The organism is Arthrobacter sp. Soil736 (assembly GCF_001428005.1).
Classification (GTDB): domain Bacteria; phylum Actinomycetota; class Actinomycetes; order Actinomycetales; family Micrococcaceae; genus Arthrobacter.
Map to the genome: position 1 here is coordinate 1 of NZ_LMSB01000073.1, position 13,698 is coordinate 13,698.

General features: G+C 61.7%; 13 protein-coding genes. 2 read left to right on the plus strand and 11 right to left on the minus strand.

Going from position 1 to position 13,698, the window contains the following annotated elements; all coding sequences use genetic code 11:
• Window positions 1-622: 622 nt before the first annotated feature.
• Window positions 623-1,693, plus strand: a complete 1,071-nt coding sequence (locus ASG92_RS27925) for a TM2 domain-containing protein (protein ID WP_082579743.1) — start codon at window positions 623-625, stop codon at window positions 1,691-1,693.
• A gap of 1,109 nt (window positions 1,694-2,802) precedes the next feature.
• Here the strand turns inward: ASG92_RS27925 and ASG92_RS25485 are convergent.
• On the minus strand, window positions 2,803-3,021 hold the full coding sequence (locus tag ASG92_RS25485; protein ID WP_157372489.1) for a hypothetical protein: 219 nt from the start codon (window positions 3,019-3,021) through the stop codon (window positions 2,803-2,805).
• A 216-nt stretch (window positions 3,022-3,237) separates the two neighbouring features.
• Here ASG92_RS25485 and ASG92_RS25490 point away from each other — a divergent pair, with 216 nt between their 5' ends.
• Entirely contained in the window at window positions 3,238-3,600 is a 363-nt protein-coding gene (locus ASG92_RS25490) for a cupin domain-containing protein (RefSeq protein WP_056635409.1), read from the plus strand.
• 89 nt (window positions 3,601-3,689) lie between these two features.
• Here ASG92_RS25490 and ASG92_RS25495 read toward each other — a convergent pair whose 3' ends face one another.
• The 10 genes from ASG92_RS25495 to ASG92_RS25540 all read right to left on the minus strand — a co-directional run bounded on the left by ASG92_RS25495 (window position 3,690) and on the right by ASG92_RS25540 (window position 13,695).
• Complete coding sequence (locus ASG92_RS25495; protein ID WP_056635412.1) at window positions 3,690-4,361, minus strand: GntR family transcriptional regulator; 672 nt, start codon at window positions 4,359-4,361, stop codon at window positions 3,690-3,692.
• 123 nt (window positions 4,362-4,484) lie between these two features.
• On the minus strand, window positions 4,485-5,252 hold the full coding sequence (locus ASG92_RS25500) for an amino acid ABC transporter ATP-binding protein (RefSeq protein ID WP_056635415.1): 768 nt from the start codon (window positions 5,250-5,252) through the stop codon (window positions 4,485-4,487).
• The gene (locus ASG92_RS25505) at window positions 5,249-6,145 is read right to left on the minus strand and encodes an amino acid ABC transporter permease (protein WP_056635418.1); all 897 of its coding nucleotides are present in this window, start codon (window positions 6,143-6,145) and stop codon (window positions 5,249-5,251) included. The genes ASG92_RS25500 and ASG92_RS25505 overlap by 4 nt, the downstream gene beginning before the upstream one ends.
• A 44-nt stretch (window positions 6,146-6,189) precedes the next feature.
• Entirely contained in the window at window positions 6,190-7,116 is a 927-nt protein-coding gene (locus ASG92_RS25510) for an ABC transporter substrate-binding protein (protein WP_056635422.1), read from the minus strand.
• A 245-nt stretch (window positions 7,117-7,361) separates the two neighbouring features.
• Entirely contained in the window at window positions 7,362-8,054 is a 693-nt protein-coding gene (locus ASG92_RS25515; protein WP_056635425.1) for a GntR family transcriptional regulator, read from the minus strand.
• Between the two features lie 37 nt (window positions 8,055-8,091).
• Entirely contained in the window at window positions 8,092-9,546 is a 1,455-nt protein-coding gene (locus tag ASG92_RS25520; RefSeq protein ID WP_056635428.1) for an NAD-dependent succinate-semialdehyde dehydrogenase, read from the minus strand.
• Between the two features lie 28 nt (window positions 9,547-9,574).
• Window positions 9,575-10,828, minus strand: coding sequence for an aspartate aminotransferase family protein (locus ASG92_RS25525; protein ID WP_056635431.1), 1,254 nt, complete (start codon window positions 10,826-10,828; stop codon window positions 9,575-9,577).
• A 78-nt stretch (window positions 10,829-10,906) separates the two neighbouring features.
• The gene (solA, locus tag ASG92_RS25530; RefSeq protein ID WP_056635435.1) at window positions 10,907-12,043 is read right to left on the minus strand and encodes an N-methyl-L-tryptophan oxidase; all 1,137 of its coding nucleotides are present in this window, start codon (window positions 12,041-12,043) and stop codon (window positions 10,907-10,909) included.
• Entirely contained in the window at window positions 12,044-12,811 is a 768-nt protein-coding gene (locus ASG92_RS25535; RefSeq protein WP_056635439.1) for an amino acid ABC transporter ATP-binding protein, read from the minus strand.
• A complete protein-coding gene (locus ASG92_RS25540) occupies window positions 12,808-13,695 on the minus strand; it encodes an amino acid ABC transporter permease (RefSeq protein WP_240987308.1) in 888 nt (295 codons plus the stop codon). Before ASG92_RS25540 ends, ASG92_RS25535 begins: the two co-directional genes overlap by 4 nt.
• Window positions 13,696-13,698: the final 3 nt, after the last annotated feature.

Genomic DNA, 13,698 nt, shown 5'->3' on the forward strand with positions numbered 1-13,698 from the left:
GAAACAACGCCATCAGCAAACTCAACAGCCTTGGCTTCACCGTCACCCTCACTCCGTCCCCGGCGGCCTAACCGACTTCTACTTTCGTGTTAGTTGGGTGGGGCGCGCCACTGGCAGAACCCGAGGCAGTGGGGGAGTGCGGCCCTGCCCCGGCAGGGCGGCGCGGGGCATTTGGACGACGACGGCGGGATACCCGCCCGTCGTCGTTTTCGCCTAATGCCGGGAGCTTCACAGGCCGCCATACGGCGTGTTCCGGAACGCCACGCGGCGGTGACGCTCGGAGTCCGTGAAGGCAGGTATCATCCCTTCTGGGGGCGGGGACGCCGCACTTCAAATTGGGGGATATCAGCGCATGTGCATGCCATAAAAGCCTACGGAATCCGGCGAGCTTTCAGTGACCTGCGGGGCATCTGAAAGGTGCTTGCCGCACCGGGCCACGGCCCGTCACGCTCCGGAGGATCCGGCCTGCTCCTGCCTGCTGAACCTGCCGTCCCAGCCCCTTCCGCCGAACCAACTGCCTGCTGAGCATTACGGCTCCGTTGGCATGGCGGCAACCTCCCGCACCACCACTACTCCGCGCACAATCGGTGACCCCTGCCGTCGCCAGCCCGAAAGGACAACCATGAGCCAGCCCGGCCCAACCCCGCCGCCACCGCCTGCCTCCGACTACACCACCTACGGTGTGCCTCAGTTTCCCGCCGGGCAGCAGTATGGCGACGGGCAGTATCTTGGCCAGTTCGGGGCACCGCAGCAGTTCCCCGCTGTCCCGCAGAAGTCCTTCCTCACCACCTGGCTGCTGTCGCTGTTCCTGGGCGGGCTGGGCGTGGACCGCTTTTACCTGGGAAAGATCGGCACCGGCATCGCCAAGCTGCTCACCGCGGGCGGCCTGGGCGTCTGGTCGCTCGTGGACCTGATCGTCACGCTGGCCGGCAAGCAGACTGACAAGAACCGGCAGCCGCTGGCGGGGCATCGGCAGCACAAAGTTCTTGCAATTGTTGTCTCAGCCGTCCTGTTGGTGGGCGGCATGGTCATCGGAGCGGTCAGCGGGGCCGTGGCGGCCCTGGCCATCCAGAGCGCTGCTACCTCGCCGATCATCTCGGCTGCACCGGTTACGGATGAAGCGGCCGCTGCTGCCGATTCCTCCGAGGCGCCCTCGGCGTCCGCGGAAGCAACGGCGGACCGGCCGCACCTCGTGGCAAAGACCCTGACCGGTACCGGAGACGACATCAAGACCGTGGACCTGAAGGGAATGCCCGCGCTGGTGACCTTCACCTGCAAGGCGTGCTCCGGCAACACGGTGCTGGGGACCAACGGGGCCGAGATCATGCTGGTGAACACCATCGGAGGCTACACGGGCTCGCACCTCGTGGACACCAGCACCGGTTCACCCACGTCCGAGTTCACCGTCCACGCTGACGCGGCCTGGACCCTGAAGGTGGAGGATCTGGACGCCGTGCCCACGGCCGCGGGCAAGGCAAGCGGGCATGGCGACATGGTCATCTACTGGGATGCGCCCAGCGACCAGGCTGCCGTCACCAACAAGGGCGCGGGGCAGTTTCTGGTGGAGGGCTTTGGAACCGAGATCCCGGAACTGCCCGTTGACGGGGAGGGCGCCTACAGCGGCACCGTCCAGCTGACGCCCGGCTTCGTCCAGGTGAAGTCCGAGGGCTCCTGGACCATCACCGCGAAGTAGCAGCATCAGGGTACGGCCGCGCGAGCAGGTGGCCTGACTCGAAAACCAGACGGCCCCGCCGGACTTCCCGTCCGGCAGGGCCATCTGTTTGCCGGGCCACCTGCCAAGGAGAGACGACGGCGGGACGGCCGCCCGGGCGGGCTCCGCCGTCGTGCTGTCCAATGAGGGAACGATCAGCCCTGCGGTGCGTACGCCTTCGGCAGCTTCAGGCTGCGATCCTCCATGAGGGTGCGCAGACGGGCAGCCAGAACTGCTCATTGAACTACGTGGGCGCTCTGACATGGATCATCTTCCTGGCCGGGAATGCACTCGGCGTCGCCTACCAAGGGACGTTCTGCACAAAACGCAACGCCTGCACGAGCAGCCAGTGATCACAACGCTAAGTACAGGAAAGCTGGCTAAAGTTGCCGGCGCTCCGACATGGGCGGACAGCTTCCAAGCAAACCAAGCCTCGGACGTCGAGCGAATGCAGCCTCTGGGTCCGGCTCCTTGGGCACGGATCAGGAGGAACGCCGGCTAACCCAGCCACGTGTGCTTGGATTCACGGCACCTTGGCGCTGCCCGCTGACCTTACAGCTTTCCTTGGTGCCGTGCGAGGAGGTTTAGTTGCCGTGAAACGGCTTCTAGTCGATCGGCTCGCGACGCCGGCCTTTTGTTCATTCGGCGTTTCGGTTCGGGCGAGCCATGAGCAGACACGACACGTACGCGCGAAGGACTGGATTGCTGGTCGGACGCCGAGGTAGAGAGAGGGTCGTGGAATACCATCTCCGGACCGAGGTGTGGGGGAGCTACGGCCGGCAACGACTTCGGGCTGTTGCGGCTGGGGTCCGTGGCCATACTGGACATAGCCTCAGTCACTGGAACGCGCCCAGTTGAACATTAACAGCCAGGAGGACGGCACCCAGGGCAAGGACTCCGGCGGAGATCTGCAATGGAACGTTGCCTTCGCACTTCCTCCCGCGGCATTCACGTCTTGCTGACCACGGTAGATGCGAGACTGCGCTTGAGCTGGTTAGGAGCCCCGCTGTGATGAGCAAGATCAGGCTGAGCATTGCACCAGGCCCGACTTTCCGCAGAGGCTTTCGTGCCGACGTATTCCCATAGTCTGCCTAGTAGGAGTAGACATTGCCGGAAATCAGTAGGTCGTAGTCATCCTCGACATGGAAGAGGCGACGGTCTCCGATCTGGTCTGCCACCCAAATCGTTCGACCATCCTCAGTCCGCTCATCGATGGAACCCTTGTAGCATTCGACGCCCTGCCGGCAAAGAGTGATGACGTCTCCGCGCTGAAGGGACGTCCACATGGATACACGACGGCTCTGTCGCATTTTTGTGTGCCTTTCTGTGAATTGCCTCGGTGGCCGGGGCCTCTGGCCTCGCCATCCTTGGCTCCGGAAGGACGGTACGTTGTCCGGGGCGGCCACCGGTGGAAAATCTTCCACCCCGAGTCTATCGTCGATTGTTGACAATTGCTAGGATGAAAACCATGCCTTCCAAAGAGGTCAGGCATCTACGTACAGGGCGCAGCCCAAGAAGGAGCAACTATGGTCAAGGCGACCGTCATGAGCGACGCGACAACAGCAAACCCGGGGGAGCACAAGTCCAAGGAAACCTCAATTACCGAAGGACAGACTGAGGTGTCCCTGCGTCTTTGGGCCAGGGACGACTTCAGGACGGGCATTTGGGAGGTAACCCCGGGAACGTTCAAGAGCACCCGGCCCGGCTACGACGAGATCTGCCAGATTCTGAGCGGGACCGCCACCATCACGGAGCCGGATGGCACCAGCTTCGATATCGGCCCGGGTTCCTTGTTCGTTACTCCTGCCGGCTGGGAGGGCAGCTGGACTATCCACGAGACGCTGCGCAAGATGTGGGTTGTTAAGGACCTTCCGGCCACGACCGAGTAATCCTCAAACCGCAAGAGCTCCCGGGCAGCAGCAGCTGTCCGGGAGCTCTTGTCCAGAAGCTGTTGCCAAGTGCTGCGCCTGCATGTCAGCTATCTGCTGGCGGTGAGATCCTCCACGGCCTTTTGCATGTGCCGTTTGATGGCGTTCTGAAGTCCCCTTCTGTCTCGTGCTTCCAGGAGATCCAGGATGTTCTGGTGCTCCTGCACGAGAACATCCACGCGAGGATAGGAGACTTCCAGACGGAGAATACACATTCGGGATTCGGCGGCCAGTGTCTCGTAGATCCGGATCAGGCGGGAATTTCCTGTGCCTGCGACGAAGGAGGTGTGGAACTGCATGTCCAGCCGTGCGATCGCCTGCCAGTCGGAAACGGCAACCTGCTTCGCCATATCCTTGATGATTCCCTGCAGCACGTCGCAGGTGTCTGTGATCTGTTCCTTCCGGCCATCCAGCAGTGTACTTGCTGCGGCTATTTCCACGGCCTCCCGGACGGCGTAGATCTCCTTGATGTCCTCGGTTGTAAGGTCCAGGACGAACACTCCGCGGTTGCGGTGGTTGACCAGGATCCCTTCCTGGCACAGTCGCTGCAGTGCTTCCCGGAGCGGTCCCCTGGACGTGTGCAGTCGGCTGGCCATGGCAGATTCATTGATCTGCTCTCCCGGACGGAAGATCCCCTGCACGATTTGTTCCCGCAGTTGATCGGCAATCAACTGGGCCGTGGGCCTTCCTTCCAGGACAAATAGTCCTTCGGTTGCCGCCATGTCATTCCTCATCTCACTCTTCGGCATATTACATCTACTAGATAGCGCAGGACGCGTGCAGCCCTGGAGACCCTATCCGGCCCGAGGCCTTATGCGATTCACTTGGCTCTTTTCCGTTCATTGTTAGAGCACCTTTTCCAGGAAGGACTGGGTCCGGCGCTCCTTGGGATTGCGGAGGATTTCCCTGGCGTCGCCGCGTTCGACGATGCAGCCTTCGTCCATGAAGATCAGGGAGTCTGCGACTTCGCGGGCGAACCCCATTTCGTGGGTTACCACGACCATGGTCATCCCTTTGCTGGCCAGGTCCTTCATTACGGCGAGGACTTCACCGACCTTTTCGGGGTCCAGGGCGGACGTGGGTTCATCGAAGAGCATGATCTCGGGGTCCATCGCCAAGGACCGCGCCACCGCTACCCGCTGCTGTTGTCCTCCCGAAAGCTGCGCTGGATAGTAGTCGCCGAAACCGCTGAGGCCGACGCTGGCCAACAGCTCGTGAGCCTGCCTGGCTGCTGCCCCCTTTTCGGCCCCTTTGACCAGCACGGGGCCGGCCATGACGTTTTCCTGGGCAGTCATGTTGGGGAAGAGGTTGAATTGCTGGAAGACCATGCCGATTCTGGTGCGTTGTTCGGCGATTTTCTTCTTGTTGAGGCGATGGTAGGCGGTTTCAGTTTCGTAGTACCCCAAGTCTTCACCGTTGACTTTCAGGACTCCGGTATCGACGGTCTCCAGGCCGTTGATGCAGCGGAGGAGCGTTGATTTGCCGGAGCCGCTGGGGCCAATGATGCAACAGACCTCACCGCTGGCGATGTCCAGATCGACGTCTTTCAAGACTAATTTGGGGCCGAAAGATTTTCGGATGGCTCGGGCGTGAATGGTGCCGTCGGTGTTCATCGGGCAATACCTTCCGGTGCTGTCAGCACAACCTTTTTCGCCTTCCGGGGAAGCAGGGAAGTTGCACGGGAGTATTTTTTCTCGAGCTGGGCTTGCGGGTAGCTCAGGAGAAGGGTCATCACGAGGTACCAGAGGCTGGCGACGATCAGCAGCGGGATGGTCTCGTAGGTGCGGGCGTAGATGAGTTGGGCGCTTTGGAGCAGTTCGGCGACGCCCAGCACGCTGACGAGGGAGGTTTCCTTGAACATGCCGATGACCTGGTTTCCGGTCGCCGGGATGATCGAGGGCATGGCCTGGGGAATGATGACCTTGCGCATCTTCATCGCCCCGCTCATTCCCAGCGAGTCGGCGGCCTCGATCTGGCCCTTGCCGACGGCAGCGAACCCTCCTCGGATGATCTCCGCCATGTAGGCGGCTTCATTGAGGGTCAGGCCGATCAGGGCCGCCGTGATGGGCGCTATCAGGGCGTTGACATCGACGGCGGTGCTGATGTCGGTGAACGGAATTCCGATGGTCAGGTTCGGGTACAGCGCAGCGATGTTGAACCAGAAGATGAGCTGCACCAGGACCGGTGTGCCACGGAACAGAGTGATGTAGACGCCGGCCGTGGCCGCGATCGGTTTGATGCTGGAGGACCGCATGATCGCCAGCACCAGACCCAGAAGCGTTCCGAAGACCATGCTGGCGACCGTGAGGAAGATGGTGAGCATCAGGCCGCGGATGATGGTTTCGTGGGTGAAGTACCGGGCGACCACATGCCACTTGAAGTTTGGATTGGTCGATACGGAAAAGAGAATGCCCACGGCCAGCAGGCAACATATGATCCAGGCGAAGTATTCGAAGGTACTTCGCCGCCGCAGCCGTGGTTTGAGTGCCGGGTCTACCCCGCTCACGGTGGTTTCACGTCTGTGGCCATTGGAATTCAGCACAGTGTCCCCTAGTTAAGCTTTGCTTCGGTAATGGCGCCTGATTCGAGGCCCCAATTGGCGAGCGACTTCTTGTATTCGGCGCTGTCGAGAACGGACTGGACGGCCTTCTGCAGGGCCGGCGTCAGCGGCGAGCCCTTCTTTAGGGCAATGGCAACCACGTGATCCGAGCGCGTGTCCACCTGCGGAGTCAGAATCGTGAAAGTGTTCGGCTGCTGCGTTTCTGCCCAGACGAGCGAAACAGTGTCGTAGAAGACGCCGTCGATGCGCTTGGAGGCCAGCTGCGTGAGTGCCTCCTGGATGTTGGGAAGCGTGACGCCGTTGATGGCGGGCTTGCCCTTGGAGGTGCAGGTCCACTCAGAGACGTTCGGTAGATGCTTCAGCTGAGCATTCGAGCCTTTCGTGACCGCAATGCTCCTGCCGCACATATCATCGTTGCTGATATTTAGGGGATTGCCTGTGCTCACGGCAACAGAGACCCCTCCATTGAAGTAATCGATCATGTCCAGCACCTTCAGCCGCTCAGCGCTGGGGGACATGGTGGTGGCGGTGAAGTCATAGCGGCCACCGTCAAGACCGGGAATGATGGTGTCGAACGCAGTGTTCTCGAACTTCAGCTTCAGTCCAAGTTTCTTGGCAATCAGCCGTGCCATGTCTGGGTTGAGGCCGATGGGTGTGCTGTTGTCATCGGCGAGGAAGGTCGTGGGCGGGTAGTGAAGGTCCATGGCCACCGTGAGTTCGCCCTTGTCCTTGTAGGACTGCGGCAAGAGCTTGACCGCGGCATCGTCCGGCTGGACGCCCTCGGAGACGTCAGCCGTATTTGACGTGTTCGAGCCCTCCCGTGCCGGATCACTGCTGCAGCCGGCGCCGCTCGCGCCGAGTGCCAACAGAATCATCAATCCTGCAACTGCGCGCTGGACTTTGCTTCTGGTCTTCATCGCTGCTTCCCTGGGCGAGGGCGTGGTGCCGGAGTCGACTCCTGATCGGACCGCCCCTAACGTTCTTACCTAATAATGGAACCACCCGGATCGCAGATCATCGACAATTTACAGAAGTTTTTTTGGGTATCTTTTCGTCTCGTCTATACAGGTCGCGGGCTTCCCATAAGGGCAAAAGGGAAGAGGTGGCCAAGGTCCATGGGACCTGGCCACCTCTTTACTGTGGACCCTGCTCGAGGAATGCCCTAGGCGGTGATTTCGGTGTCTAGCCTCGCGACGGTGAGATCCTCAACAGCCTTTTCCAGGTGGCGCTTGACGGCCTGCTGCAATCCCTTCCGGTCGCCCGCTTCGAGCAGGTCCAAAAGGTTCTGGTGTTCCTGGACCAGAACATCCAGGCGGGGGTAGGCAACTTCCAGGCTGAGAATGCACATTCTTGATTCGGCCGCGAGTGTCTCGTAAATCCGGATCAGACGGGTATTGCCCGTGCCTGCAACGAAGGTGGAGTGGAATTGCATGTCCAGCCGTGCAATCGCCTGCCAGTCGGATACGGCAACGTGCTTCGCCATGTCCCTTATGATTTCCTTGAGCACCCGGCAGGTGTCGTTGATCTGGTCCTGCCCGGCGTCCATCAAGGTGTTGGACGCGGCCAGTTCCACCGCCTCGCGGACGGCGTAGATCTCCTTGATGTCGGCAGTCGAAAGCTCCAGGACGAAGACTCCACGGTTGCGGTGGCTGATCAGCAGACCCTCCTGGCACAGGCGCTGCAGTGCTTCCCTGAGTGGGCCCCTGGACGTACGCAACTGCGCGGCCACTGCAGATTCATTGATCTGCTGTCCAGGGCGGAAAGTCCCTTGGACGATTTGTTCCCGCAGCTGATCAGCGATCAGCTGCGCCGTGGGTCTTCCTTCCAGGACAAATAGTCCTTCTGGTGCCGCCATTGGCATCCCCCTTCATTTCATTCTTCGGCTTACTGCGCTAGACCGCTATTGCGGTGTACTTGGTCTCGAGGAATTCTTCAATACCGATCTTGCCGCCTTCGCGTCCCAGCCCGGACTGCTTCACGCCTCCGAACGGTGCTGCAGGATTGGAGACAAGGCCGGTGTTCAGTCCGACCATGCCTACTTCCAGTTCTGCGGAAAAGCGAAGGGCCTTGTCCATGTTCTCAGTAAATACGTAGCCAACGAGGCCCCACTCTGTGTCGTTGGCGAGGCGAAGCACTTCGTCCTCGCTGTCGAACGCGGTGATGGCCGCGACCGGACCGAAGATTTCGGTGCTCATCAGTTCAGCGTCCAGGGGCACGTCGGTCAGGATGGTGGGGGTGTAGAAGTATCCCGGACCCTCCGGGCGGTGTCCTCCGGTCAGGATGCGTGCGCCCTTGGAAACCGCATCGGCTACCAGGCTTTCAACCTTGTCCAGGCCCTTCTGCTCGATCAGGGGGCCGACCTCGGTTCCTTCCACGGCGCCGTTGCCTACGTGCAGTTCGGACATCCTCTTGGCGAACTTCTCGCTGAATTCCTCCACCACTGACCGGTGCACGAAGAAACGGTTCGCGGCGGTGCAGGCCTCTCCCATGTTCCGCATTTTGGCCTTCATAGCCCCGTCAACTGCTTTTTCGATGTCCGCGTCGGCCAGGACGATGAACGGGGCGTTTCCACCCAGTTCCATCGACGAGCGCATGACGTTGTCGGCCGCCTGGCGCAGCAGGATCTTGCCCACCTCGGTGGAGCCGGTGAAGCTGATCTTCCGTGCAATGCCGCTGCTCGTCCAGGTCCCCACGACACTGGAGGCACTGGAGGTCGTGACCACGTTCAGGACGCCGTCGGGAAGGCCTGCTTCCTTGAAGATCTGCACCAGGGCCAGGGACGTCAGCGGTGTCAGCTCGGCAGGCTTGAAAACCATCGTGCAGCCCGCGGCGACGGCGGGCGCGATCTTGCGGGCACCCATGGCCAGCGGGAAGTTCCACGGGGTGACCAGCACGCAGGGCCCTACTGGTTCCTTGGTGATCATGATCCGGGTGTTGCCGTCAACGGAGGTGGCGTGGTCTCCGCCAATGCGGACGGCTTCTTCGGAGAACCAGCGAAGCATTTCGGCGCCGTAGGCCACTTCGCCCTTTGCCTCGGCCAAGGGCTTGCCCATCTCGGCGGTCATGATTGCCGCTAGACGGTCAGTGTTAGCAATAACCAGCTCAAAGGCGCGCCGCAGAATGTCGGCCCGTTCGCGGGGTGTGGACTTGCTCCACCCCGCCTGGGCGCGACCTGCGGCCTGAATGGCGGCGCGGGCTTCGTCGGGGCCGCCGTCGGCTACCTGGGCGATGATCTCATGGGTGGCCGGGTTTTCAACGGGGAAAGTGGCGCCGCTGGCGGCCTTCTGCCAAGCGCCATCGATGAACAGGTCCGTGTGGAGAGTGGTTGGATCAAATGAGGAGCTCATGTCACGCTTTCAAGGATCGTAGGAGAGATTAGGAGGTGGCTGTCTTCAGCGCCTGGGTGAACCTGGTCAGCCCTGCCTGGATCTCATCGCTGCTGACGTTGAGCGCCGGGATGATGCGGACGACGTTGCCGTGCGGCCCGCAGGTGAGAAGGAGAAGCTCTTCCTTGACAGCGGCCTGCTGGACGGCCAGCGCGGTAGCGGCATCAGGGTCGTTGTCCGCGGTGGTGAATTCGACACCCTGCATGAGGCCGCGGCCTCGCACGTTTCCGATTCCCGCAAAGTCTGTCTTGAGGCCTTCAAGCCCTGTCCGCAGCTCGTCGCCGCGAAGCAGTGCATTCTCCACCAGGTTCTCGCGCTCAATGACGCCCAGGGTTGCGACGCCGGCCGCGGCTGCGACGGCGTTGCCGCCGTAGGTGCCGCCCTGGGAGCCCGGCCATGCCTTGCCCATTAGCTCCGCTGAGGCGGCAATGGCCGAGATCGGGAAACCGCTGGCCAGGCCTTTGGCGGTGATGACGACGTCGGGGGTGATCCCTGCCCAGTCATGTCCCCAGAACTTGCCGGTGCGTCCCACGCCTGCCTGGACTTCGTCCAGGATCAGCACGATTCCGTGGCGGTCAGCGCGTTCCCTCAAACCCTGAAGGAAGGCAGGGGGAGTGGGGATGTAACCGCCATCGCCCAAGACAGGTTCAATGATGAATCCCGCCGTGTCTGCCGGGCTGCTGATGGTGAGGAGGAGGTGGTCCAGTTCCTTCAGGGCAAAGGCGACTGCCGTTTCCTCATCCCAGCCGTACCGGTAGGCATGCGGGAAGGGCGCAATGTGCACCCCGCCCATGAGCGGGGAGAAACCGGAGCGGAACTTTGTGCCGGCCGTGGTGAGCGAGGCTGCGCCCACGGTCCGTCCATGGAATCCACCCTGGAAGGAAATGATGTTGGGCCGACTCGTGGCCATTCGGGCCAAACGGACGGAGGCCTCCACTGCCTCGGAGCCGGACGTGGCGTAAAAAACGCTGTCCAGCCCCGAGGGCAGGAAGTCTCCCAGTTTTTCGGTGAGCTCAAGCAAGGGCTTGTGCATCACGGTTGTGTACTGGGCATGGACAATCTTGCCCACCTGTTCGCGGGCGGCCGCAACGACGTCGGGGTGGCAGTGTCCCGTACTTGTAACGCCGATTCCTGTCGTGAAATCGAGGTACTTCTTGCCGTCGGTCGCGTGAATCCAGCTTCCGAGCGCATGGTCGACGACTACCGGGGTTGCCTGCTTAAGGATGGGACTGAGAGATGCCATGGCTTCATACTTTCTTACGAACTGTAAATTGTCAACAATCGGCGATGCGAGGTGAATCACCCTTTGTTACCGCTGGTGTTAGTTGGTCTTGTACCGTTGGGGCCTGAGGAAATCCAGGCCCTCAAAGGAGCGCTTGCCCAAGGCCTCATGTGCTGCCATCTCGCCATAGCCCGAAGCCATTTTGAAGCCAGCGCCGGAGAAGCCGGTGGCGCAATAGATCCTGCTGTTTTCCCGAAGGTGACCGAGCAGTGCGTGCCCGTCCTTTGTGTAGAGGTCCGGGAACGCATCCGAGCGGACGATTGTGGGGAACAGGCCGGGGAAGAACTCAGTGACGGTCTCCGTGGTTTCCGCGATTTCCGCGGGCGTGAGGTCCCGGGGCACTGAATCGGCCTGCGGCGTTGGTGCTCCGCGGCCATCGAGGGTGGCTTTGACGGTGACGCCGTCGACGGTGGGTGCCCCGTACATTGAGCGGTCTCCGGAAATCCTGATGAAGACGGGGAACCTTTCCGGTGAGAATTCCGCCGCGTCCCTGGCCACGAACCAGGACAGGAAGATCCGTTTGGTCTGGGTTGCGGCCTTCAGGTAGTCGGGCATGAGCCGCTGGGACCAGCCGCCGGACGAGACGATGACGTTCTCGAAGGTCCAGGACTTGTCGCCCGAGGTGACCACCACGCCGTCGTCCGTTTCCTGGATGCTGTCAATCGGCGTATTGGTGTGAACTGTTGCCCCATTGGCCTGGGCGGCTGCGACTGCCGCCGTCACGGCACGGTCGGTGCGCAGGGCGCCGGCATGCGGATCATAGACGGCGCAGTCGTCGGGCCGGAGGTTGTGCTGCGGATACCGTTCCGCCATGGCTTTGCGGCTCAGTATTTCGTGGTCAGCGCCGTTCAGCCGGGTCGTTTCCAACAGGTGCGGAATATAGGGACCGTCAACCGTTCCGATCGAGAGTCCGCCGCAGCGGGTCAGGATGTCCTGGCCCGAGTCCGCCTCGAGTTCGGCCCAGAGGCCGCGGGAACGTTGCAGGATGGGGTAGTAGCTGGGTGTTCCGCGATACAGCATCCGGAACAGGCGCGTGTCACCGCCAACGGCGCTTCGGGCATGGGCCGGGGACTGTGCCTCGAACCCGACCACTGAGTCGGACAGGCGGGAGGCCTGCCACAACGCCATGCTTCCGATGCTGCCCAGGCCGATAACGGCCAGCTTGCCATCCGTCATTTAGATCACCTTTTCCAGGAACGCCTGGGTGCGGGGTTCCTTGGGGTTGCGAAGGACCTCCCGGGCGTCGCCGCGTTCGACGACGCAGCCGTCGTCCATGAAGATCAGGGAGTCAGCCACTTCGCGGGCGAAGCCCATTTCATGGGTGACCACCACCATGGTCATGCCCTTCTTGGCCAGGTCCTGCATGACCATGAGGACTTCGCCGACCTTTTCGGGGTCCAAGGCGGAGGTAGGCTCATCGAAGAGCATGATCTCCGGGTCCATGGCCAGGGACCGGGCGATCGCCACGCGCTGCTGCTGCCCGCCGGAGAGCTGGGCCGGGTAGTAGTCGCCGAAACCGGCCAGGCCGACGCTGGCCAGCAGTTCGTGGGCCCGCTTGGCCGCTTCCTTCTTGTCGGCGCCCTTGACCAGCACGGGGCCGGACATTATGTTTTCGTGGGCTGTCATGTTGGGGAAGAGGTTGAACTGCTGGAAGACCATGCCCACCCTGGTGCGCTGCTCAGCGAGTTTCTTCGGGGCCAGGGCGTGGTAGGCGGTCTCGGTCTCGTAGTAGCCGAAGTTCTCCCCGTTGACTTTCAGGACTCCTGAGTCGACTGTCTCCAAGCCGTTGATGCAGCGCAGGACGGTGGACTTTCCGGAGCCGCTGGGGCCGATGATGCAGCAGATTTCTCCGCTGGCGATGTCCAGGTCGATGTCCTTCAGGACTGTCTTGGGTCCGAAGGACTTTCGGATTCCGCGGGCGTGAATGGTGCCGTCGGTGCTCATCGGGCAATACCTTCCGGTGCTGTCAGCACAACCTTTTTCGCTTTCCGGGGAAGCCTGGAGGAGGTGCGGGAGTATTTTTGCTCGAGCTTGGATTGCGGGTAGCTCAGCAGGAGGGTCATCACGAGGTACCAGAGGCTGGCGACGATCAGCAGCGGGATGGTCTCGTAGGTGCGGGCGTAGATGAGCTGGGCGCTTTGGAGCAGTTCCGCGACGCCCAGCACGCTGACGAGGGAGGTTTCCTTGAACATGCCGATGAACTGGTTGCCGGTCGCCGGAATGATCGAGGGCATGGCCTGGGGAATGATGACCTTGCGCATCTTCATCCCCGCGCTCATTCCCAGTGAGTCGGCGGCCTCGATCTGGCCCTTGCCCACGGCGGAGAAACCGCCGCGGATGATCTCGGCCATGTAGGCGGCCTGATTGAGGGTCAGGCCGACCAAGGCCGCCGTGATGGGTGCCATCAGGGCGTTCACGTCGATCGCGGTGCCGATGTCCGTGAAGGGGATTCCGATGGACAGGTTCGGGTACAGCGCGGCGACGTTGAACCAGAAGATCAGCTGCACCAGGACCGGGGTGCCACGGAACAGGGTGATGTAGACGCCCGCCGTGGCCGCGACCGGTTTGATGTTCGAGGACCTCATGACCGCTAGCGCCAGGCCCAGAAGAGTTCCGAGGGCCATGCTGGCGAGTGTCAAAAAGATCGTGAGCATCAGGCCACGGAGGATGGATTCATGGGTGAAGTACTTGGCGACCACGCCCCACTTGAAGTTGGGGTTGGTTGCTACGGAAAGGAGTATGCCCAGGCCTGCGAGGCTGCAGACCACCCAGGCGACGGATTCGAAGGTACTTCGACGCCGCAGCCTTGGTTTGAGGGCTGGATCCATCCC